This window comes from Selenomonas sp. F0473 (assembly GCF_000315545.1).
Lineage (GTDB): Bacteria > Bacillota > Negativicutes > Selenomonadales > Selenomonadaceae > Centipeda.
The window spans coordinates 355906-377313 of the sequence record NZ_JH992902.1 but is presented as its reverse complement, the minus strand read 5'-3'; the positions used below and the strand labels follow the sequence as shown (position 1 = coordinate 377313).

Sequence of the window (21408 nt, the reverse complement as noted above, 5' to 3'; positions counted from 1 at the left end):
GTGGGCACTATTTCTGCGGCGTTTTATAATTTGAGGTAGGGATCATGGACATAGAGGCGTTCAAGGTTTTAGAATACGAAAAAATTAAAAAAAGATTGGCATCATTTGCTTTCTCTATACGGGGGAAAGAATTATGCCGCACGATGATTCCCTCAGCAGAGTTTGATACTGTCACACGACTTCACGAAGAGACTGCGGAAGCTGTGAGGGTACTGCAAATACAGACGCCGCCTTTTGGCGGTATTTGTGATTTGCGGCATATTCTGCAAAAAGCAACGCTCGGTTCCGTCCTCGAAGTGGAAGAACTGCGCGAGATTATGAGCACGATGCAGGGCATGAGAAATATAAAATATTTCTTTCGTGATGCAGAGTTTGAACTTCCGCTTCTGAAAGAGCAGACGATACGCATTGAAATCTTGGGGATGCTAGAGCGTCGCTTGCAGAATACAATCGATGAACATGGCAACTTCCGCGATGATGCAAGTCTCGAACTGCGGCGTGTGACGCGTGAGCTGGTTTCTGCGCAGGGACGCGTGAAGGAGAAACTCTCCGCGATTCTGCATGATGCGGCATACCAAAAATGTTTTCAAGAGCCGATTATCACCGTTCGCGACGAACGTTACGTTATTCCCGTTAAGCAAGAGTACAGAAATCAATTCCCGGGGGTCATTCACGATCAGTCTGCGAGCGGTGCAACACTATTTGTAGAGCCGCTTGCAACCGTAGAACTCAATAATACCGTGCGTCAAATGGAAATTGCGCGGGAGCATGAAATTCAGCGGATTTTACAGCAGCTCACACAAGAAATAGCGAGCTCTTCGGATATTTTGTCCGAAAACTGCACCATATTGGCGGGGCTGGATTTCATCTTTGCACGCGCAGGATTGGCACACAATATGGATGCCTACGCGCCGGTATTCAACCGCTCCAGATATGTTCGTTTGAGAAGAGCACGGCATCCGCTTCTCCCGAAAGAACAGGTCGTTCCAATCGATATTGAGCTCGGACGAGATTTTTCTGTTTTATTGATTACGGGCCCCAATACCGGCGGGAAAACCGTAAGCATGAAAACGCTCGGCATTTTGGCGCTCATGGCACAGTCCGGCTGTTTTCTACCGACTGCGCCTGGGGCAGAACTCCCTGTTTATGGGAGTATCTATGCCGATATTGGGGATGAACAGAGCATCGAGCAAAGCCTCTCCACCTTTTCGGCACATACGAAAAATATCGTACGGATTCTTCAAAAGGCAGGGGGCGAAGACCTCGTTCTTCTAGACGAAGTGGGCGCTGGAACTGATCCTGATGAGGGAGCTGCTTTGGCACGAAGTATTATCGAATACCTTTTGCATAAGCATATCAGTGTCGTTGCAACGACACATTATGCGGCACTTAAGACATATGCCTACGGCAGGAAGGGGGTTATGAATGCCAGTGTGGAATTTGATATAGCAACACTGCGTCCCACCTATCGTCTCTTGATTGGTACGCCGGGGGCGAGCAATGCCTTTTCGATCAGTCGCCGGCTTGGACTTTCTCAGGAAATTGTAGCGCGTGCACAGCAGTATATTAACGAAGATCATGTTCGGTTTGAGATCATTGTAAACGAACTTGAACAGGAAAAAAGAGAATACGAAAAAAAACACAATGAGCTGCGTGTACGAGAGCAGAAATTTTCCGTACTAGAGGAACGGCTACATATAGAGCGTGACAAATTTATCCATGCCCACAGGGATCTCCTGCATAAAGCGCGTGAAGAGGCAAACAACATTGTGCGCGAGGCTAGGCGCAATGCGGAAGAGACCATCAAAACTCTCAAAGAACAATTTGACGATCACGGCGTAAAAGAACGCCGTAAGGTGATCCAATCCGTTCGGGAACAGCTGAAGGATGCCTATATTCCGCAATCTATGACGGCCGGTATTTCGGTCGGGACAAAAATTCGTGCGGAAGATATTCAAAGGGGCGATATCGTCTACATTAAGAACCTCGCACGGGAAGGAACTGTTCTTTCGGTTCACGAGAATGAGCTCACAGTGCAGGTCGGCGGACTGCGGACAATTGTTAAGATAAACGCATGCACATTTATTTCGAAGAAGAAACAAAAACGGCGTGTTGAAAAAGTCAATATCGCATCTTCGATCTCTCAGAAATCGGCTCATATTCGACCGCAGATTGATGTGCGTGGAATGACGGTATCTGAGGCAGAACTCAGCCTTAGTAAATTTATTGACGATGCCGTATTTACAGGATTGTCAAATATCCTCATCATTCATGGAAAAGGGACAGGGGCGCTTCGTTTGGGTATACGGGATTATTTAAAACGTCACAAATCTGTTTTATCCTTTTCATTTGCCGATATTTCCGAAGGGGGAAGCGGTGCAACCGCCGTGAAACTCAAATAAGTATTTTTATTCGGTTCTGTTATTCATAATCTTGATGAAATGACCTTACAAATTATATAATTTATGTTACAATGAGGGCACAAGACATACGAGGAGAAGATAATGCAGAAACATCCGGATAAGAACGAACCTATAAAAAAGAGAACGGAAAAGGGAAGATCGAAGAAATCAACTTCAGGATCCATCATAGGTAAAACAATTCTTGTGATAGGGCTGATTTTGTTCGTTATGGTCATAGGTGTCGGATGCGGCTTCTTAACGGCAAGTTTAAATACAAAACCTAACTTAGCGGAGGATATTGTCCCTCCTGCATCTTCACAAATTTATGACATTAACGGTAATGAAATCGCGAATATCCATGCGACAGAAAACCGTATGCCAGTTAGTATCAATGACATTCCCAAAAATCTTCAAAACGCATTCGTCGCCGTGGAGGATAATCGATTTTACGATCATGCGGGGATCGACCCGCGCGGGATCCTACGTGCCATTTGGGCGAATATTCGCGGGCGTACTGTCACGGAAGGCGGGTCTACGATTACCCAGCAGCTCGCCAAGAATGCCTATCTGACACAGGATCGCACACTTAAACGGAAGATTCAAGAAGTATTCTTGGCGTTGCAGCTCGAACGCCAATATACAAAGCAAGAGATTTTAGAACTTTACTTGAACCAAATTTACTTTGGTCAGGGGGCTTACGGCGTTCAGGCAGCCGCTAGAACGTATTTCGGGAAGGATGCCAAAGATCTTACCCTCAACGAATGTGCAATGCTTGCGGGTATCCCCAAAAGTCCGAACTACTATTCACCGTCGAATAACTTGGACGCCGCAATGCAGAGGAAAGCCGTAGTTCTTGACCAGATGGCAAAATACGGCTATATCAGCGACAGTGAAGCGAATACGGCAAAGAAAGAGGAATTGGCTATTGTTAAGACATCCAACGACGGTGTCAAAGTAGCCAGCTATTTTGTCGACTATGTATTGCAGATTCTCGTCGAAAAGTACGGAGATGATGCAATATACAAAGACGGGTTAAAAATCTATACAACGATAGATATGGATATGCAGGCAGCGGCGGAAGCTGCCATGCAGAATCTTCCCAACTACTATACGGATGCAAATGGAATTCTTCAGCCACAGGGGGCGTTGGTTGCCATTGATCCGCATAACGGCTACATCAAAGCGATGGTGGGGGGAAGAGGAACCGATCAGTTCAATCGTGCAACACAGGCCGTACGGCAGCCGGGATCAGCATTTAAGCCGTTTGTCTTTGCGGCAGCGCTTGAGAATAATTATACACCTGATTCCGTGATTGAAGATAAGCCGCTCAAAGTCGGCGGATGGGAACCGCAGAATTACAGCCGTAAATTTTCAGGAAAGGTACACCTTCGAGATGTTGTACGTTGGTCACTTAATGTCCCGACCGTTCGCATTGCGCAGGATATCGGTATTGATAAAGCCATTTTTTATGCGCAGGAGATGGGAATATCCACTTTCGTTCTTGACGGGGCTACGAATGATCGCAATTTGGCGACTGCACTGGGCGGTATGACGCGCGGTGTGACTCCTCTTGAGCTGACAAGCGCATTTGGAACATTTGCGAATCGTGGGATTCATGTAGAGCCGGTTGCCATCGTACGCGTCGTTTCGCGTACGGGGAAGGTTTTGGAAGAAGCAGATCGCCGGGAAAAAAGTGTGATGTCTGCGGCGAACGCGGCAACGATGACCAATATGTTATCCGATGTTATTCGCAGCGGCACGGGAACGAGTGCAAATATTGGAAGACCGGCAGCGGGAAAGACCGGTACGACAAGTGATTATCACGACGCTTGGTTTGTCGGATATACGCCGGATCTTGTTGCAGGTGTGTGGATTGGCAACGATAGTGTAAGTGATCTCCATGGAATGTCGGGAGGGACAACTCCCGCCGTGATTTGGCGTGAATTTATGATAAAAGCCCATGCGGGACTTCCCGTGTGCAGCTTTGAAGGAAGCGTATCCTATAAACCTGCCTCGGAACTCGACGACTTAGACGATTCAGATAAGGATGAAGAGGATAAGGATACCGCAGAAAAGAAAGAGAAAGGGCAGGAAAAGCGCAGTAAAACAAAAGGTGCGAATAAAACATCATCTGAAAACGCAGGAACGTCCTCTAAAACAAAATCAACTCCTGCAGATAGTGGAAATGTGCCGGAGCGAGGTGCAGGTGTGGAAAAAGGACGAAATTAACGAAAGAGGATTTTATGCACAACGCTATTGATCTTTTAAAAGAGCGTGGATTCCTTGCTCAATGTACCGATGAAGAGACTCTGCGTGAGGCGTTGGATCAAGGCCCCGTAACCTTCTACGTTGGCTTTGATCCAACGGCAGATAGTCTTCATGCGGGACATTTTATCGCATTGATGGCAATGTCCCATTTGCAGAAGGCGGGGCATCGCCCAATTTGTCTTGTCGGTGGCGGAACGGGGACTGTAGGCGATCCGTCAGGGCGTACAGACATGCGTAAGGTTATGACTGATGAGACCATTCGTTATAACTGTGAGTGTTTTAAAAAACAAATTGCTCGATTTATTGACTTTACAGATGATCGCGCAATTATGGTGGATAATGGGGACTGGCTTCGCAGTCTAAATTATATTGAACTGCTGCGTGATGTGGGAGCGCACTTTACCGTTAATCGCATGCTTGCAGCCGAAAGCTATAAACAGCGCTGGGAAAAGGGGCTTACGTTCCTTGAGTTTAACTATATGATCATGCAGGCATATGATTTCCTCGAACTCAATCGCCATTATGGATGCCGACTTCAGATGGGCGGCGACGATCAGTGGTCTAATATCATTGCTGGCGTTGAACTTTGTCGTCGAAAGAGTAATCAAACCGTATTTGGCCTTACGAATAAACTCCTCACGAAAAGCGATGGGACAAAGATGGGGAAAACTGCGGGCGGAGCACTTTGGCTCGATGCGAAAAAAACTTCGCCGTATGAGTTCTATCAATATTGGCGAAATATCGACGATGCAGATATAGAGAATTGTCTCTCACTGCTTACTTACCTTCCGATGGATGAAGTAAGGTCTCTTTCTGCGGCAGAAGGTCGGGAAATTAACCGTTCAAAGGAGATCCTTGCGTATGAAGCGACAAAAATTGTTCATGGAGCACAGGCAGCGGATCAGGCAAGAAATACGGCCCAGATACTCTTTAGCGGCGGTACATCGACGGATATACCTCAAGTCTCCTGTACATTGGGAGAGAAATTGATCGATGTATTAACGCGTGGCGGGGTACTTTCCTCCAAAGGGGAGGCCCGTCGTTTGATTCAGCAAGGCGGACTCACATTAAATAATATTCGTATTACAGACGAGCACTATGTACTCAACTCCTCAGATTTTTCCCATGGAGAAGCATTGCTGAAAAAGGGGAAAAAGAAACATTATAAATTAACATGTTGCCGATAAGGAAATATAGAAGGGGGATTTATTACATGTCCGGACATTCAAAGTGGGCAAATATAAAGCGTAAAAAAGGCGCAAACGACGCCATCCGAGGAAAGATCACGACAAAGATCGGTCGTGAGATCACAATCGCCGTTCGTATGGGCGGCGGTGACCCTACGGGAAATATGCGTCTTAAGCTTGCGCTTTCAAAAGCAAAGGCGAATAATATCCCGAAAGATAATATCAATCGTGCAATCCAAAAAGGGCTTGGCGCAACCGAGGGAAGCAACTATGACGAAGTTGTATATGAGGGATACGGTCCCGGAGGCACGGCAGTTTTGCTCGATATTTTAACGGACAACCGCAATCGGACCGCGGCAGATGTACGCCATCTCTTCTCAAAATACGGCGGGAATCTTGGACAGGACGGTTGCGTTTCATGGATGTTTAAGAAAAAAGCGGTATTTATCGTTGAAAAAGACTCTTTTAACGATGAGGATGCGCTATTAGAACTTGTCTTGGATGCGGGCGCAGAAGATATGCGTGCCGAAGAGGATATATTCGAGATTATCGCGGCACCGGATACGTTCGAATCTATCGAAACGGCGCTCGGTGAAAAAGGCATTGAAACCGCTTCGGCAGAGGTTACGATGGTACCGGATACGACGGTCAGCCTATCGGAAAACGATGCGGAGAAGATGCAGAACCTAATTGATGCGCTTGAAGATAATGATGATGTGCAAAACGTATACAGCAATTACGAGATGGATGAATAAGGAGGAACTTCTAAAAAAGTGCAGACTTATCCGTCTGCACTTTTTAGAAACGACATATGTTAGTTCTCGGTATAGATCCTGGGACGGCGATTTGCGGTTACGGTTTTGTAGAGCAGATTGGCACTCGTCTGGTTCCACGTGCTTACGGAGCGATCACGACCCCATCTAAAATGCAAGTGGAAAAACGTCTGCTTAAGATTTATACGGAGCTGGAGGCGTTAATCAAGGAGTATCATCCGGCGGCAATGGGGATTGAGCAGCTTTTTTTCAACCGAAATGTAACGACGGCAATCCCTGTGGGACAGGCGCGCGGTGTCGCACTCCTGGCCGCGGCTAAAAACGATGTCCCTATCGTTGAACGCACGCCTCTGCAGGTAAAACAGGCAGTTACGGGATATGGAAAAGCGACAAAGGAGCAGGTTATCTACATGGTGACGAAATTACTCCGCCTCGATGAATCTCCGCATCCGGATGATGCGGCGGACGCACTCGCCGTCGCGATTTGCACCGCTCATTGTGTGGACAGCATTGCGTGGCGCAATCGCTTTTGAATATGAGGAAAGGAAATCAATGATAGGTTTCTTGCGCGGTTCTGTGGCACACATTGCAGTCGACCATTGTTTGCTTGACGTACATGACATTGGATATCGCATATTTATTTCTCGACAGACGGGGGCCCATATTGCGCTCGGAGAAGAAGTTTTGCTCTATACTCATACACATGTGCGCGAGGATGCGATTTTGCTCTATGGGTTCTTCTCACAGGAAGAATATGATCTTTTTCATCATCTGATCGGTATTTCGGGCATTGGGCCAAAAGTTGCGCAGAGTATTCTGTCAGAGGTAACTCCGCACGATTTTTACCGCTTAATTGAGCGGCAGGATGTCAAGGGAATTACAAAACTGCCCGGGATTGGCAAGAAGACGGCAGAACGGATCGTTTTGGAGCTTAAAGATAAATTTAGCGCGTATACAGATATCGATACGAATAATGCCGACGCCGTTGTCCGGAGCACATCGGATTCCATGATTGCCGAAGCAATAGAGGCGCTCACGAATCTAGGATTTCAGCAAAATGAAATTCAAAATGTTTTTCAAAGAAAAACAGACTACCAAAGTACAGAAGAACTAATACGATATGCACTATCGGAGTTACAGCGGTTCTAACGTTGCAGGAGTGAGGACGGAGTTATGGACATGCGCGACGAGGAGGAACTCGTTTCATTTGAAGAGCAAAGTACTGACGGCTGGCAGTATAGTCTGCGCCCCCGCCGCCTCAGCGAGTACATTGGACAGGATAAAATAAAGGATAATCTATACAAATTCATACAAGCGGCGTTATCGCGCAATGAGGCGCTCGATCATGTTCTGCTCTACGGACCTCCCGGACTTGGAAAGACGACGCTTGCCGGCATTATTGCGAATGAGATGGGAGCGAACTTTCGTCAAACCTCGGCGCCTGCAATCGAGCGGCAGGGGGATCTTGCTTCTCTGCTGACCAATCTGCAGGAACATGATGTTCTCTTTATAGATGAAATTCATCGATTATCACATCATGTGGAGGAAATCCTCTATTCGGCAATGGAGGATCATGCGATTGATATTATTATTGGTAAAGGACCCAGCGCACGCTCCATTCGGTTGGATCTTGCTCCGTTTACCCTTGTCGGCGCAACGACAAAGACGGGGGCGCTGTCGGCACCTCTGCGCGATCGGTTCGGGATTCAGGCGCGTCTTGAATACTATACGCCGGAGTCTTTGCTTCTCATTATTGAGCGTACCGCAGAGATATTATCGGTGACGATTGAACATGACGGTGCGCTTGAGATTGCACGGCGTTCAAGAGGAACACCGCGTGTGGCAAATCGTATTCTCAAACGCGTGCGCGATATTGCCCAAGTGGCCGGTGAACACGTTATCTCTCATAGTACGACATTAGAGGCCTTGGAGGCACTTGAGGTAGACGAGTGCGGGCTGGAAAATAAGGATCGCTACATGCTTGAAGTAATGATTCATAAATTTTCCGGAAGACCCGTTGGGCTGAAAACACTTTCGGCCGCACTTAGCGAGATGCCGGAGACCATCGAGGATGTTTATGAACCCTATCTCATACAACTCGGCTTTATTGTGCGGACGGCACGAGGACGCATCGTAACGCGCGGCGGATACGAACATATGAAAATTGCCTATCCGCAAACAGATTATCAGCAGGGAGATTTACTTTAAAATGAAACTTCTGATGCATATGTGCTGCGGACCATGCTCTTGTTATCCGCTGAAAAAACTGCGCGAAGATGGGATCGAGCCGACGGGATATTTTTTTAATCCCAATATCCACCCCTATATGGAATGGGATGAGCGTCTGCAGAGCGCTGAAAAATTTGCGGTACTGTCCCATATGGATTTTATTGCGGATCGGGAATATCGCATACGGGATTTTCTCAAGAAAGCGCTTCCGGCAGAAAATATGCGCTTCGGACGTTGCCATATGTGTTACACATGGCGCCTGGAAAATGCTGTACGCTATGCTTCTGACCATGGATTTGACGCGTTTACGTCCACATTGTTTTATAGCATCTATCAACAGCATGAGATGATACGCTCAATTGCGCAGAGATATGCCGATATATATGGGATTTCCTTTTACTATAAGGATTTTCGCATCGGCTGGCAGGAAGGAATCGATATCAGTAAGGAGCTGGGGCTGTACCGACAGTCTTATTGCGGATGTATCTTTAGCGAGGAAGAGCGGTATAGTCGTACCTTGCGTAAAATTCAGCGTAAGGAAAATAAAGAGAAAAAACGTCGCCGCCTCATGGCGCAGGCATAGTAAAGAAAGTAGAATATTTATGATGGTACGGATGCATCGATTTTTTATGTTTCTGGCCTTAATTGCGCCTTTGTTGTTTTCGATGCCGTTCACATATGCGTCATGGCAGCCGGAGATATCCATCGGGCTGATGAACGGGCAGACGAGCGTAACACTCTTAGGACACTACGGTGCACTATCTATTTATACATCCCTTGAAGAAAAATCCTTTCTGACCGTTCCAAAGGAAAAATCGCTCCTAATTGAGGTGAGAAACGGTACTTTTTTAATCAATGGCAAAGAGAAGAAAATGGAGCGCTTGATTGTGGAGGTATCCGATGGAGGCGTCATTCAAGTAAACGGAGTCTCCTATCGCGGATATATTACATTATTTTTAAAAAACGGCGTAACAGTCGTCAACAATGTCCCTGTCGAGGATTATCTATATGGCGTAGTCCCAAAGGAAATGCCCGCCTCATGGAACATGGAAGCGTTGCGTGCGCAGAGTGTCGCCGCGCGCACATTTGCTCTGAAAAACAGAGGGCGTCATCGTGCCGAAGGATACGATCTCTGCAATACCGCCGAATGTCAAGTATATGAAGGAATGGGAGCCGAGACAAAGGCTTCCACGGAGGCTGTCGATTCTACGCGTGGAGAGGTTCTGTTTTATCAAGGTGAAATTTCGGACGCACTCTTTCATACGGATTCCGGCGGTATGACAGAATCTAGCGAAAACGTGTGGGGCAGCCGCGTTCCTTACCTTAGATCCGTTCCCGAAGTGCAAGCAAAAACACTTCCGTGGAACCGCTCCATATCATTAGCGCGCTTTGTTCAAAAAATAGAAACAGCTGAAAAAAAGATAGGCAGGCTCAAAGACATCAAACTCTCTCCCTTGCAGATCGGAAAAGGGAGAGGGGATCGTAGTATCTCGGGACGAGTTTTGACCATGCGAGTCGTTGGGGATAAAGGAAATATAATCCTTACGGGTAATAAAATTCGCTCCCTCTTTGCGCTCCCCAGTACGCTCTTCAGTGTTCGGATTTTAAAATCGAACGTAGAATTTAGCGGATACGGCTCCGGACACGGTCTCGGCATGTCGCAGTGGGGGGCTAAGGCGTTTGCGGAGCGCGGTAAGAACTATAAGGATATACTTCGTTATTACTATACAGGTGTCTCTGTGGAGAAATTATACTGAAAAAGGGGATGCCGCATATGGATATTTTTGATTTTGACTATGATTTACCGCCGGATCGTATTGCACAAACACCTCTTGAACCGCGTGATTCGTCACGGCTCATGGTATTAGACCCAGCGGCGAAGACGATAGAACATCGATATTTTTATGAATTAGACGCATTATTATATCCCGGCGACGTTCTGATATTTAACGACACGCGCGTAATTCCGGCACGGCTGATCGGTGTGCGCGATCAAACGGGCGCAAAGATGGAAATTTTATTACTCCGACAAATAGACGGAGTGCAGTGGGAGGTCTTGGTAAAGCCCGGAAGAAAGGCCCGGATTGGAGAACTCATTCGATTTAGTGAAGAGCTTTCCTGTGAGATTATATCCGATACGGATTTTGGCGGTCGTATTGTAAAATTTATTTATCAAGGAATATTTGAAGAAATTTTAGATCGTCTGGGTGAAATGCCGCTTCCTCCGTATATTCATGAAAAACTGTCCGATGAAGAGCGGTATCAAACAATATACAGCCGCGAACGGGGATCGGCTGCCGCTCCGACGGCAGGTCTTCATTTTACGGAGTCGCTCTTAGGGAGACTCACGGAAAATGGCGTTATATTCGGCTTTGTTACCCTTCACGTCGGATTGGGGACATTTCGCCCCGTACAGGAACAGACGATAGAAAATCATGTCATGCATCGGGAATATTACGCTATTCCGGAAGAAACGGCAAAAATCATTTGGAAAGCAAAAGCGGAAGGCCGCCGTGTCATTGCCGTAGGAACAACCTCCGTTCGTACGCTCGAATCAGCCGCCGCGGACACCGGTGAAATTCATCCTATGAGCGGATGGACTGATATATTTATTTATCCTGGCTATCATTTTAAGGTCGTGGATGCGGTCATTACTAATTTCCATCTGCCAAAATCTACGCTCATTATGCTTATCAGTGCGTTTGCTGGGCGTGCATTTACCTTACGTGCATATCACGAAGCCGTTGATACCGGATATCGTTTTTTTTCTTTCGGCGACGCGATGCTGATTCAAGGCAGTAAAAAAAGCAACGAGATCTAGGATCATGTTGCTTTTTCTCTTTTTTCGAGTTATGGTTGTGCGGTCAGTTCATCCATATGCTGTAGGATGATTTCGGCCATCATGCGCTTTCCGTCGATATCAGGGTGCAGTCCGTCTGTTGAAAGCAGAGGACTCAAGATGCGGTTTGATGCGTCGTAAAAAAATGGCTCCATGTCGATATAGTATTTTTGTGAACGGATCCATGTATTGACGGCATTGAGTTTCCATTGCCATAGAGGATCCGTTTCGGAGTGGAAGGAAAGCGTAATGCGTTCCGGGTTGAGTGGAAGCAACGTTAGGAAAATGGGGCGAATATCGTGCGCAATACATTTTCTTTGTATGGCGTCAAGATCCTGAATAATATCCCGTGCTGTTGTCATGTCTGCGCGTAGACTATTGGAGCCTGTGAGAATAAGCAAATTTTCGGGATTCGCCGGAAGAACATCCTCCTCAAAACGTTCAAGTGTCGTATGTGCCGTATCCCCGCTTCGTCCAAGATTGATACATTCAAATGGGAGATAGGTCGTGTAGCTGTATTCGAGAAACGCGGGTGAGTTTGAAATTGCACCGCCGCCGTGTGTGATGCTGTCCCCGAGCGCAGCGGCATATAAACGATGATGGTGTTGCGTATCCACTGTAAAGGAGGCGATATCCGACCACGTACCTACTGTGTTATTTTGTGGATCGAGCCCGCGCACACGCCAATAATAAATCCCGGCATAGGGACGAGGATATTCGTCATAGATGGCATTGGCGGAGTTAGTCGTTTCTGCCCATACACGATTTGGATCAGCCTCCGTTCCGTTCTCTTCCACGGGAGGTGTTGTGAGGAGTTCTACTTCGTAACGCGTTACGCCATGGAGGGGGATCCATTGGTATACGGGATAGAGCGGCTGTCGGAAACTTGTCACTTGATCAAAAGTATCTGGAATCGGACGGTTAGGAATTTCCTGTTCATCGCTGAGCACAATCGGTTCTGCTGCTGAAAATTCGCCAATAGCCTCATGGTTCATCCCTAACGCACGAACGCGCCAATAGATTACCTCGTAGGATTGAAACGGCCGCAAGTCTGCTTGCAGGCCATTTGTGAAGACCCTTTTCGTACTGTTCAGGTGGGTGGTCTGAGATAATGTGGTCCCGCCTTCTTTTTCTGGAGGGGCGGAAAGAAATTCGACCTCATATAGGACTGCATTTGCCATGCCATGCCATATAAGAAAAGGCATCAGGCTAGCGGGATTCGCGGTTGTGTATTTGCTGATATGAATAGGAGATGTCGTTTCAAAGTACGGATTTGCTTTTGGCGTCGAGGGAGGAGTAATAGCGCCAAACATTCCATAAGCGGTAACACGGTAATAGAAGGGAATTGGAGCCGAGGTGATATGATATGACGGTGTTGTTGTGAATTCTGTCTTAACACGCTGGTAGAATGGTTCATCCGATATTTTTTCGATCGTTTTGATGTATGTATCGACACGATAATAGCAGGGATATGGGACTCGCTCCCATGTGAGGATACTTTCACCGTTCTCCTCATGAACATTTACCGCTATGTCAATTCGGTTGAAATGGAGTATATCTTTTTTTTCGACGAGGAAAATACACATCATAGAAACGAGAAAAATAATTGCCGTAAAAAAAATATAATGTTTCATAAAACCACCGTGTATATAAATTTTTTGTTGAATCATGAGGTGATAGAAATGGATAATCGCACCGGACTCGTCATTGTTCACACAGGAGAGGGGAAGGGGAAAACGACCGCTGCGCTCGGCATGGCAATCCGCTCGTGGGGGAATCATCTGCGTGTATTGATATTGCAGTTTATCAAAGGGAGTTGGACCTATGGTGAACTAAAGGCAATCGAAACATTGAATGCCGTTGATGGACGGATTGAAATTCGTCAAGGCGGGTTTGGATTCACGCGCAAAGGGAATACAGGAGAGGCAGAACATCGTATTGCCGCCGAAGAACTCTTGCACAGTGCTCTGCGTGAAATATCCGGTGGAACATGGGATATGGTCATTCTAGACGAATTTAACTATGCCTATTCATTCGGGCTCATCCATAAAGATGAATTGGAGCAGATTCTAAACGCGCGCCCTCCCCAAACACATCTTGTTTTTACCGGAAGGAATGCCTCGGAAGAACTCGTTGATAGAGCTGATCTTGTGACCGAAATGCGTCTTATTAAACATCCTTATCAAAAAGGAATCAAGGCACAGCGCGGCATTGAGTTTTAAACAAATTATAGCATATCTGTGTCTACGATGCTATGATTCATAAATTCCTCTATGATCCTTTAGCTATTGAAAAAAAGGGAATAATAGGCTAAAATCTCATGCATGTGTTTTATGTTTTATTTATGCCTGTGCCTTACCGGTATAAACTTTGTTCAGAGTAGGAGAGCTTAGTATGAGAAGTGATGTTGTAAAAAAAGGGGCGACACGCTGCGCGCATCGCTCTTTATTTCATGCGAATGGATACGGATCCGATGATCTTAGAAAACCTCTGATCGGCGTTTGTAATTCATTCAATGAAATCATTCCGGGCCACTTTCATCTAAATACAATTACCGAAGCCGTTAAATTGGGTGTGGCAGCTGCCGGTGGAACCCCTATTGAATTTCCCTCGATCGGTGTTTGTGACGGCATTGCGATGGGGCATACGGGGATGAAGTATTCTCTTGCAAGTCGTGAACTCATTGCAGACTCTATTGAGGCGGTGACAATGGCTTCTGGTTTTGACGGCTTGGTGCTCATTCCAAACTGCGATAAAGTCGTACCGGGCATGCTTATGGCTGCGGCGCGCCTTAATATCCCGGCGATTCTCGTCAGTGGAGGACCAATGCTTGCGGGACGTTATCATGGAAGAGATATTAGTGTCAGCCAGGCATTCGAGGCGGCGGGTATGTATGCTGCCGGAAAGATGGATGCCAGTGAAATGATGGAGATTGAAAACCATGCTTGTCCCAGCTGTGGTTCTTGCGCCGGGCTCTTCACTGCGAATACGATGAATTCCTTAACGGAAGTACTCGGTATGGGACTTCCCGGCAACGGTACGATCCCCGCGCCCTATACGGGAGAGCGCCGTCTTTTGGCAAAACAGGCAGGCGCGGTGATCCTCGACCTTGTCCGCAAAGGAATCTGCCCGCGGGATATTATGACACAGGAAGCATTCGAGAATGCCATTACGGTAGATATGGGGATCGGCGGCTCCTCGAATACCGTACTCCATCTTACGGCGATTGCTCACGAAGTTGGTATTGAACTGCCGCCGCCGCTCTTTGATGAAATCAGCAGGCGGACGCCCTATATTACAAAGCTCAGCCCTGCGGGAACGCATCATATGCAGGATCTCAATGAAGCGGGCGGCATCTCTGCCGTTATGAACGAACTTTCTAAAAAGAATTTGATTCATCTTGACGCATTGACGGTAACCGGAACGATTCGAGATCGTATTGAACATGCCAGAGTCCTTGACCCGGCCGTGATCCACAGCGTAGATAATCCCTACCGCCCACAAGGCGGACTTGCGATTTTACGGGGAAATCTTGCGCCGGATTGTGCCGTTGTGAAAGCGTCAGCCGTTGCCGATGATATGCTTACATATCGTGGAACGGCAAAGTGTTTCAGTTCGGAGGAGGAAGGTGTCAACGCCATCATGGAGGGGAAAATCCATGACGGAGATGTTGTCGTTATCCGATATGAAGGACCTAAAGGCGGTCCCGGCATGCAGGAAATGTTGAATCCGACAGCTGTCATCACAGGTATGGGGCTCAAGGTAGGATTAATTACCGACGGGCGATTCAGCGGCGCTAGTCAAGGCGCTTGCGTTGGACATATCTCTCCGGAAGCGATGGCAGGAGGACCTATTGCGCTCATTGAGGACGGGGATATGATTACGATTGATATTCCAAATCGAAAATTGGAACTTGAGGTCAGCGATGAGGAACTTGCCGTACGACGCGCCCGCTGGATACGGCCGGAAGCAAAGATCAAGACAGGCTATCTTGCACGCTATGCAAAACTCACATCGTCTGCAAATACCGGCGCTGTGTTAAGCTGAAGACAAAATTCAACTCACGGGAGACGAGGCTCCTGTGGGTTGTTTTTATTGTATCGATTCGGTATAATAACGATGCCTTTACTATAAACGTATAGGGGAGGGACGCGACGAGTGCATATTGTTCTCGTAGAACCAGAAATTCCGGGGAATACTGGAAATATTGCCCGGCTATGTGCGGGTACGGGAATTGAACTTCATCTTGTTAGGCCGCTTGGATTCTCAACAGACGATAAACATTTGAAAAGAGCGGGTTTAGATTATTGGCATTTGGTGACAGTATATTATCATGATGCATTTGATGAAGTTTTAGAAATGTGCCCCCATAACCCGTTCTATTTTTGTTCAACAAAAGCCTCTCGAACACATTGTGACGTTGCATATACCATGAATACCGTCTTGGTATTCGGCAAAGAAAGCGCCGGACTTCCCGATGATTTGCTTGCTGCACATAGTAAGCAGACCATCCGAATACCGATGTATCGCGATGCGCGCTCGTTGAATTTATCAAATGCAGTCGCTATCATTGCATATGAAGCGCTGCGGCAAAATAATTTTTCTACGCTGTTATGTAGCGGTACCGGATTTTCTGCGGCAAAATGAGAAGGGAAAATGAGATGAACGGGGAATTTATTGAGGCTTGTCATAAGACGTTTGACCCGGAACGGCTCTTTATAAACGCACCCATGCGATTCCATACGACCTTTTGTATTGGCGGTCCGGCAGATCTGTTGTTTTATCCGGCGTCTATAGATGAAGTACGGAAGATTATTCAAACCGCTAAATTATACGATCAACCGATTACATTATTAGGCAACGGCTCTAATATTTTGGTGCGCGACGGAGGGATTCGTGGACTTGTCATCCGCTTTAATCATACGATGGGAAAAATTGTTGCAGATGGTACAATTATTACGGTAGGAGCGGGCGCTCTGTTGAAAGAGGTTGCCTCGTTTGCACAGCAACAGGGGCTCAGCGGCATGGAGTTTGCATCGGGAATTCCGGGCAGTGTCGGCGGTGCAATTTTTATGAATGCGGGGGCTTACGAAGGAGAGATGAAGTATATCGTTACGCATGTGAGGACAGTCTCTTCCGATGGAGAAATCCATTCATATTCGTCGAGTGAACTGGAATTTGGTTATCGTCACAGCGTATTTCATGAACGAGAGGAAGCAATTTGTGAAGTGCGGATCCATTTACGCATGGGAGAACCTTCTGAAATTCTCCGGAAAATGAATGATTTAAATAGTCAGCGTAAAAGCAAGCAGCCGCTTGAATATCCAAGCGCAGGGAGCACCTTTAAGCGTCCTCCCGGATACTTTGCCGGTACATTGATCGATCAAGCCGGATTAAAGGGCTTTACGGTCGGCGGCGCACAAGTATCAAGAAAACATGCGGGATTTATCGTTAATATTGGAGGAGCAACGGCAACCGATGTGCAGCGCCTCATTACGACAGTGCAGGAGCGCGTTTATGCAAGCCGTTCAGTACCTCTTATTCCGGAGCTGCGCATTATAGGTGAGCCTTGATTGCTTTTTTGAGAGCCGCGTATTTTAGGAGCATGTTTCTTTGCAATGGAAAGTTATAAAAAACTAGTAGAGTTTTACGCATTATACCCGCGCATAGTGATAGCTCTTGGTATGTTTGACGGCATTCACTTGGGACATCAGCGTATTATCAAGACGGCAGTGAAGAAGGCGCATGAGATCGGCGGTACCGCGCTCGTCTTTTCTTTTTTGAACCATCCACGCTCTGTTGTAGACCCGGAAGGAAGCCCACGCCGTATCGATAGCGATATACTCCGACAGAAGATATTAAAGAATCTAGGCGTCGATGTGTTAGTAGAAATTCCATTTACACCTCATTTTGCAAAAACAGATGCCTTAGATTTTGTCGAGTTTCTGCATCGGAATTTTGCTCCCAAATATATCGTAATCGGAGAAAATTATACCTTTGGAAGATACGGGAGGGGAACCCCCGTTCTTCTTCGGCAAGAGGCAGGGCGTTATGGTTTTCAAACCATAATATGTCCTCCGGTCATATGCGATGGAGAAACTATCAGTAGTACATGCGTTCGAAAACTTATTCAACAGGGGAATATCGCTAAAGTAAATGAGTATCTTGGATATCCGTTCTCTATTATGGGAATAGTTGTCCATGGCAAGGCACGCGGACGCCAGCTCGGATTTCCCACTGCAAATATTGAACTCCATCAAGAGAACGAAATACTGTCAAACGGGGTTTATGCAGTAACAGTTCAACAAGGAACGGTAAGATATGGAGGGGTCGCAAATATTGGAAACAATCCGACGTTTGAAGACTGTAAGCGACGCTTAGAGGTTCATATTTTTGATTTTTTTAAGGATATTTACGGAGAAAATCTCACGGTATCATTTTATGCACGCATACGAAAGGAGCGGCGATTCTCGTCCATAGATTCTTTAATTGCACAGATCGAATGTGATAAAAAGGCCGCGATTAGTCTGATAGCGGAAAATTTTCATTTACAAGAAAATATTTCTATGATAATATGAACGACGTCATGGAGCCCCGACTCAGATAACGATTAATCCGACGTTTTCTTGGTCAGCGGCCGATATATTTTAAAGGAGGATTTTATATGCTCACGCAAAAAAGAAAACAGGAAATCATTAAGGAACACGCTACTCACGAGGGTGATACCGGATCTCCCGAAGTTCAGATCGCTGTGCTGACGGCACGTATCCAGTATCTTACCGAACATTTGAAAGAACATAAAAAAGATCACCATTCGCGCCGCGGACTGTTGAAGATGGTTGGACATCGTCGCCGTTTGCTGGGCTATCTATATAAAACAGATATTGAGCGTTATCGCGCTATCATAACAAAGCTCAATCTGCGTAAATAATATTTTTCACGGAGATGAAAGAGCGGGGTGTTCCCCGCTTTTTTATTATAGGGAAAAGGATTCTAAGATATTTTGTCGAATGCTTTTGTCATGTAACGCATGTAAGAGACCTAGGAGGATAAATGTATGCAGAGTTTCGAAATCGAACTGGGCGGACGAAACCTAATCGTAGAGTACGGAAAAATGGCGAAGCAGGCAAACGGCGCAGTATTGGTGCGTTACGGGGACACGGTTGTGTTAGTTACAGCCACCGCATCTAACGCACCAAGAGAAGGCGTCGACTTTTTCCCTTTGACTGTAGATTATGAAGAGAAAATGTATGCGGCAGGAAAGATCCCCGGCGGCTTTATTAAGAGAGAAGGCCGCCCTAGTAACGATGCCGTACTCTGTGCACGTTTGATTGATCGCCCGATTCGCCCGCTTTTCCCGGAAGGATTTCGAAACGATATTCAAATTGTCGCAACGGTTCTTTCTGTCGACCAAGATAATCCTCCGGAGATTGCGGCAATGCTCGGGGCTTCCTGCGCATTGACTGTATCCGATATTCCGTTTATGGGACCGATCGCAGGCGTTCGTGTCGGCTACATCGACGGTTCGTTTGTCATCAATCCGAAGGAGGAGGAACGTGCCGTTTCAGAGTTGAATCTCACTGTCGCCGGCTCCTATGACGCGGTCATGATGGTCGAGGCAGGCGCAAACGAGTTGTCGGAGGAGATCGTCTTAGACGCAATTTTGTTCGGACATGCCGAGATCCGACGACTTGTTGAATTTCAGAAAAAGATACAAAGCGTCTGCGGAAAAGAAAAACAAATTCCTATCATCTACGCCCTCTCCGAAGAGCTTGAGGGAGAAATTCGTGCTTACGCGGAGAAAAGGCTTGATGCCGCGACTCGCAATGATGATAAACTTGGACGTGATGCCGATATCGCGGCGATTAAATCTGAGACGCTCGAACATTTTATCGTTGCGTATCCTGAGCAGGCGAAAGAGATTTCGCAAATTCTCTATAAGATTGAGAAGGGCATTGTGCGTCATATGATTACGCACGAAAAGATACGTCCCGACGGGCGTGCCCTTGATGAAGTGCGCCCTGTCAGCTGTGAAGTTGGAATTTTGCCGCGGACGCATGGTTCCGGGCTCTTTACCCGCGGTCAGACGCAGGTTCTCACGGTGACGACACTAGGCTCTATCGGTGATGAGCAGATTATCGACGGGCTGGGCCCCGAGACGACCAAACACTACCTGCACCACTACAATTTCCCTGGATATAGTGTCGGCGAGGCGCGTCCCATGCGCAGTCCGGGACGCCGTGAAATTGGACACGGTGCGCTGGCCGAACGCGCGCTGTTCCCGATGATTCCGTCCATTGAGGATTTCCCCTATACGATACGTCTTGTTTCAGAGATCCTAGAGTCGAACGGCTCGAGTTCGATGGGGAGTGTATGCGGCAGCACGCTCTCGCTGATGTGCGCGGGGGTACCGATTAAGCGTCCCGTTTCCGGCATTGCTATGGGACTTGTCAGGGACGGCGAAGACTATTCCATTCTGACGGATATACAGGGGATGGAGGATGCGCTCGGCGATATGGACTTTAAGGTCGCCGGAACCGCCAAGGGCATCACCGCCATTCAGATGGATATCAAGATTGCCGGCATCACGCGAGATATTCTAGCCTCCGCCTTGGCACAGGCGAAAGAGGGGCGTGCGTTTATCCTTGGCAAGATGCTTGAATGCATTGACAAGCCGGCAGAAGAACTCTCTCCGTATGCGCCGCGCGTGGAGACGATCATCATCGATGTGGATAAGATTCGCGATGTTATCGGCAGCGGCGGCAAGGTGGTTCGTAAAATCATTGATGAAACCGGCGTGGATATCGACATCCACGAAGACGGCAACATCTTCATCACATCTCCGAACACAGAGGCTATGGATCATGCGCGCAAGATGATCGAGGATATTGTCCGCGACGTTGAGGTAGGAGAAATTTATACCGGTCGCGTGACTCGTTTCTTGAAGTTTGGCGCTTTTGTAGAGCTCCTTCCCGGAAAAGAAGGACTTTGCCACATTTCCCAGCTCGCAAAGCACCGCGTGGAGAATGTCGAGGACGTTGTGCATATCGGCGACGAGCTGCAGGTCAAGATCATTGAAATCGACGAGAAGGGTCGTATCAACGTCAGCCATAAGGTATTGCTCTCATGATTCAGGTCTACACGGGAAACGGGAAGGGGAAGACGACCGCCGCGATCGGCTTGGCGATTCGTTCACTCGGCGCGGGGCATCGGGTGTATTTGATGCAGTTTATGAAAAGCCTTGCCTACAGCGAACAGGGGCTTTTACGTACACTCCCTCATATGATGCTCGAAACAACGGGGAAACCTTTCTTTATCGCCGAAGACGGTATGATGGATGAAAAAACCAAAGAAGCGTTTGGGGACAGCGTCGTCATCTTTCCGAAAGGGCATCCGCCGGCAGACTATGTCGCGCTGCTCTCGGAAGGATTGCTCCGTGCGATAGAGGCTGCCGCAACGAGGGAGTATCAACTCATTATCCTAGACGAGATCAATGTCGCGTTGGCGTTTGGCGTATTGCAAAAAGAGCAGATGGAGCATTTTCTTGAAATGCTGCCACCCGAAACAGAGCTCGTCTGTACCGGGCGAAACGCCCCGCAGTGGCTGCTGGATCGTGCCGACCTCATTACAGAGATGAAGGAAATACGACATTATTATGAACGGGGAATCCCTGCACGGAAAGGGATTGAGAATTAAAGGAGATAGAAGGA

19 protein-coding genes are annotated in these 21408 nt (G+C 47.3%); 18 read left to right on the top strand and 1 reads right to left on the bottom strand.

Going from position 1 to position 21408, the window contains the following annotated elements; all coding sequences use genetic code 11:
• Positions 1 to 44: 44 nt before the first annotated feature.
• From HMPREF9161_RS01735 to queA, 10 genes are all read left to right on the top strand, one after another.
• Positions 45 to 2402 carry an endonuclease MutS2 gene (locus HMPREF9161_RS01735; protein ID WP_009727954.1) on the top strand — a complete coding sequence of 786 codons (2358 nt, stop codon included), beginning with the start codon at positions 45 to 47 and terminating at the stop codon, positions 2400 to 2402.
• 102 nt (positions 2403 to 2504) lie between these two features.
• Complete coding sequence (locus HMPREF9161_RS01730) at positions 2505 to 4631, top strand: transglycosylase domain-containing protein (RefSeq protein ID WP_009727953.1); 2127 nt, start codon at positions 2505 to 2507, stop codon at positions 4629 to 4631.
• Positions 4632 to 4645: 14 nt separating this feature from the next.
• On the top strand, positions 4646 to 5857 hold the full coding sequence (gene tyrS, locus HMPREF9161_RS01725) for a tyrosine--tRNA ligase (protein WP_009727952.1): 1212 nt from the start codon (positions 4646 to 4648) through the stop codon (positions 5855 to 5857).
• A 26-nt stretch (positions 5858 to 5883) separates the two neighbouring features.
• Positions 5884 to 6612: a YebC/PmpR family DNA-binding transcriptional regulator gene (locus tag HMPREF9161_RS01720; RefSeq protein WP_009727951.1), complete on the top strand. Its 729-nt coding sequence runs from the start codon at positions 5884 to 5886 to the stop codon at positions 6610 to 6612.
• Positions 6613 to 6668: 56 nt separating this feature from the next.
• Positions 6669 to 7163 (top strand): crossover junction endodeoxyribonuclease RuvC, encoded by a 495-nt coding sequence (gene ruvC, locus HMPREF9161_RS01715; RefSeq protein WP_037348533.1) that lies wholly within the window; start codon positions 6669 to 6671, stop codon positions 7161 to 7163.
• 19 nt (positions 7164 to 7182) lie between these two features.
• Complete coding sequence (gene ruvA, locus HMPREF9161_RS01710) at positions 7183 to 7779, top strand: Holliday junction branch migration protein RuvA (RefSeq protein WP_009727949.1); 597 nt, start codon at positions 7183 to 7185, stop codon at positions 7777 to 7779.
• A 24-nt stretch (positions 7780 to 7803) separates the two neighbouring features.
• Entirely contained in the window at positions 7804 to 8838 is a 1035-nt protein-coding gene (gene ruvB, locus HMPREF9161_RS01705; protein WP_009727948.1) for a Holliday junction branch migration DNA helicase RuvB, read from the top strand.
• 1 nt (position 8839) lies between these two features.
• Positions 8840 to 9442, top strand: a complete 603-nt coding sequence (locus HMPREF9161_RS01700; protein WP_009727947.1) for an epoxyqueuosine reductase QueH — start codon at positions 8840 to 8842, stop codon at positions 9440 to 9442.
• A gap of 22 nt (positions 9443 to 9464) precedes the next feature.
• Positions 9465 to 10616 (top strand): SpoIID/LytB domain-containing protein, encoded by a 1152-nt coding sequence (locus HMPREF9161_RS01695; RefSeq protein ID WP_084786810.1) that lies wholly within the window; start codon positions 9465 to 9467, stop codon positions 10614 to 10616.
• Between the two features lie 17 nt (positions 10617 to 10633).
• Complete coding sequence (gene queA, locus HMPREF9161_RS01690; protein WP_009727945.1) at positions 10634 to 11680, top strand: tRNA preQ1(34) S-adenosylmethionine ribosyltransferase-isomerase QueA; 1047 nt, start codon at positions 10634 to 10636, stop codon at positions 11678 to 11680.
• 29 nt (positions 11681 to 11709) lie between these two features.
• Here the strand turns inward: queA and HMPREF9161_RS01685 are convergent, their stop codons facing one another.
• The gene (locus HMPREF9161_RS01685; protein ID WP_009727944.1) at positions 11710 to 13332 is read right to left on the bottom strand and encodes a GDSL-type esterase/lipase family protein; all 1623 of its coding nucleotides are present in this window, start codon (positions 13330 to 13332) and stop codon (positions 11710 to 11712) included.
• Between the two features lie 48 nt (positions 13333 to 13380).
• Here HMPREF9161_RS01685 and cobO point away from each other — a divergent pair, with 48 nt between their 5' ends.
• The 8 genes from cobO to HMPREF9161_RS01650 all read left to right on the top strand — a co-directional run bounded on the left by cobO (position 13381) and on the right by HMPREF9161_RS01650 (position 21394).
• The gene (gene cobO / locus HMPREF9161_RS01680; protein ID WP_009727943.1) at positions 13381 to 13920 is read left to right on the top strand and encodes a cob(I)yrinic acid a,c-diamide adenosyltransferase; all 540 of its coding nucleotides are present in this window, start codon (positions 13381 to 13383) and stop codon (positions 13918 to 13920) included.
• Positions 13921 to 14092: 172 nt separating this feature from the next.
• The gene (ilvD, locus tag HMPREF9161_RS01675; protein WP_009727942.1) at positions 14093 to 15745 is read left to right on the top strand and encodes a dihydroxy-acid dehydratase; all 1653 of its coding nucleotides are present in this window, start codon (positions 14093 to 14095) and stop codon (positions 15743 to 15745) included.
• A 111-nt stretch (positions 15746 to 15856) separates the two neighbouring features.
• On the top strand, positions 15857 to 16345 hold the full coding sequence (locus tag HMPREF9161_RS09690) for a tRNA (cytidine(34)-2'-O)-methyltransferase (protein WP_071599604.1): 489 nt from the start codon (positions 15857 to 15859) through the stop codon (positions 16343 to 16345).
• Positions 16346 to 16359: 14 nt separating this feature from the next.
• The gene (murB, locus tag HMPREF9161_RS01670) at positions 16360 to 17271 is read left to right on the top strand and encodes a UDP-N-acetylmuramate dehydrogenase (RefSeq protein ID WP_009727941.1); all 912 of its coding nucleotides are present in this window, start codon (positions 16360 to 16362) and stop codon (positions 17269 to 17271) included.
• A gap of 45 nt (positions 17272 to 17316) precedes the next feature.
• Entirely contained in the window at positions 17317 to 18276 is a 960-nt protein-coding gene (locus HMPREF9161_RS01665) for a bifunctional riboflavin kinase/FAD synthetase (RefSeq protein ID WP_009727940.1), read from the top strand.
• Positions 18277 to 18362: 86 nt separating this feature from the next.
• Complete coding sequence (gene rpsO, locus HMPREF9161_RS01660) at positions 18363 to 18629, top strand: 30S ribosomal protein S15 (RefSeq protein ID WP_009727939.1); 267 nt, start codon at positions 18363 to 18365, stop codon at positions 18627 to 18629.
• 126 nt (positions 18630 to 18755) lie between these two features.
• Positions 18756 to 20828, top strand: a complete 2073-nt coding sequence (locus tag HMPREF9161_RS01655) for a polyribonucleotide nucleotidyltransferase (protein WP_009727938.1) — start codon at positions 18756 to 18758, stop codon at positions 20826 to 20828.
• Positions 20825 to 21394: a cob(I)yrinic acid a,c-diamide adenosyltransferase gene (locus HMPREF9161_RS01650; protein ID WP_009727937.1), complete on the top strand. Its 570-nt coding sequence runs from the start codon at positions 20825 to 20827 to the stop codon at positions 21392 to 21394. The genes HMPREF9161_RS01655 and HMPREF9161_RS01650 overlap by 4 nt, the downstream gene beginning before the upstream one ends.
• The last annotated feature ends 14 nt before the right edge of the window (positions 21395 to 21408 follow it).

Bases quoted from the DNA above. Each gene is read 5' to 3' on its own strand.
- HMPREF9161_RS01735 (WP_009727954.1), top strand. From the start codon at position 45: ATGGACATAGAGGCGTTCAAGGTTTTAGAATACGAAAAAATTAAAAAA.
- HMPREF9161_RS01730 (WP_009727953.1), top strand. From the start codon at position 2,505: ATGCAGAAACATCCGGATAAGAACGAACCTATAAAAAAGAGAACGGAA.
- tyrS (WP_009727952.1), top strand. From the start codon at position 4,646: ATGCACAACGCTATTGATCTTTTAAAAGAGCGTGGATTCCTTGCTCAA.
- HMPREF9161_RS01720 (WP_009727951.1), top strand. From the start codon at position 5,884: ATGTCCGGACATTCAAAGTGGGCAAATATAAAGCGTAAAAAAGGCGCA.
- ruvC (WP_037348533.1), top strand. From the start codon at position 6,669: ATGTTAGTTCTCGGTATAGATCCTGGGACGGCGATTTGCGGTTACGGT.
- ruvA (WP_009727949.1), top strand. From the start codon at position 7,183: ATGATAGGTTTCTTGCGCGGTTCTGTGGCACACATTGCAGTCGACCAT.
- ruvB (WP_009727948.1), top strand. From the start codon at position 7,804: ATGGACATGCGCGACGAGGAGGAACTCGTTTCATTTGAAGAGCAAAGT.
- HMPREF9161_RS01700 (WP_009727947.1), top strand. From the start codon at position 8,840: ATGAAACTTCTGATGCATATGTGCTGCGGACCATGCTCTTGTTATCCG.
- HMPREF9161_RS01695 (WP_084786810.1), top strand. From the start codon at position 9,465: ATGGTACGGATGCATCGATTTTTTATGTTTCTGGCCTTAATTGCGCCT.
- queA (WP_009727945.1), top strand. From the start codon at position 10,634: ATGGATATTTTTGATTTTGACTATGATTTACCGCCGGATCGTATTGCA.
- HMPREF9161_RS01685 (WP_009727944.1), bottom strand. From the start codon at position 13,332: ATGAAACATTATATTTTTTTTACGGCAATTATTTTTCTCGTTTCTATG.
- cobO (WP_009727943.1), top strand. From the start codon at position 13,381: ATGGATAATCGCACCGGACTCGTCATTGTTCACACAGGAGAGGGGAAG.
- ilvD (WP_009727942.1), top strand. From the start codon at position 14,093: ATGAGAAGTGATGTTGTAAAAAAAGGGGCGACACGCTGCGCGCATCGC.
- murB (WP_009727941.1), top strand. From the start codon at position 16,360: ATGAACGGGGAATTTATTGAGGCTTGTCATAAGACGTTTGACCCGGAA.
- HMPREF9161_RS01665 (WP_009727940.1), top strand. From the start codon at position 17,317: ATGGAAAGTTATAAAAAACTAGTAGAGTTTTACGCATTATACCCGCGC.
- rpsO (WP_009727939.1), top strand. From the start codon at position 18,363: ATGCTCACGCAAAAAAGAAAACAGGAAATCATTAAGGAACACGCTACT.
- HMPREF9161_RS01655 (WP_009727938.1), top strand. From the start codon at position 18,756: ATGCAGAGTTTCGAAATCGAACTGGGCGGACGAAACCTAATCGTAGAG.
- HMPREF9161_RS01650 (WP_009727937.1), top strand. From the start codon at position 20,825: ATGATTCAGGTCTACACGGGAAACGGGAAGGGGAAGACGACCGCCGCG.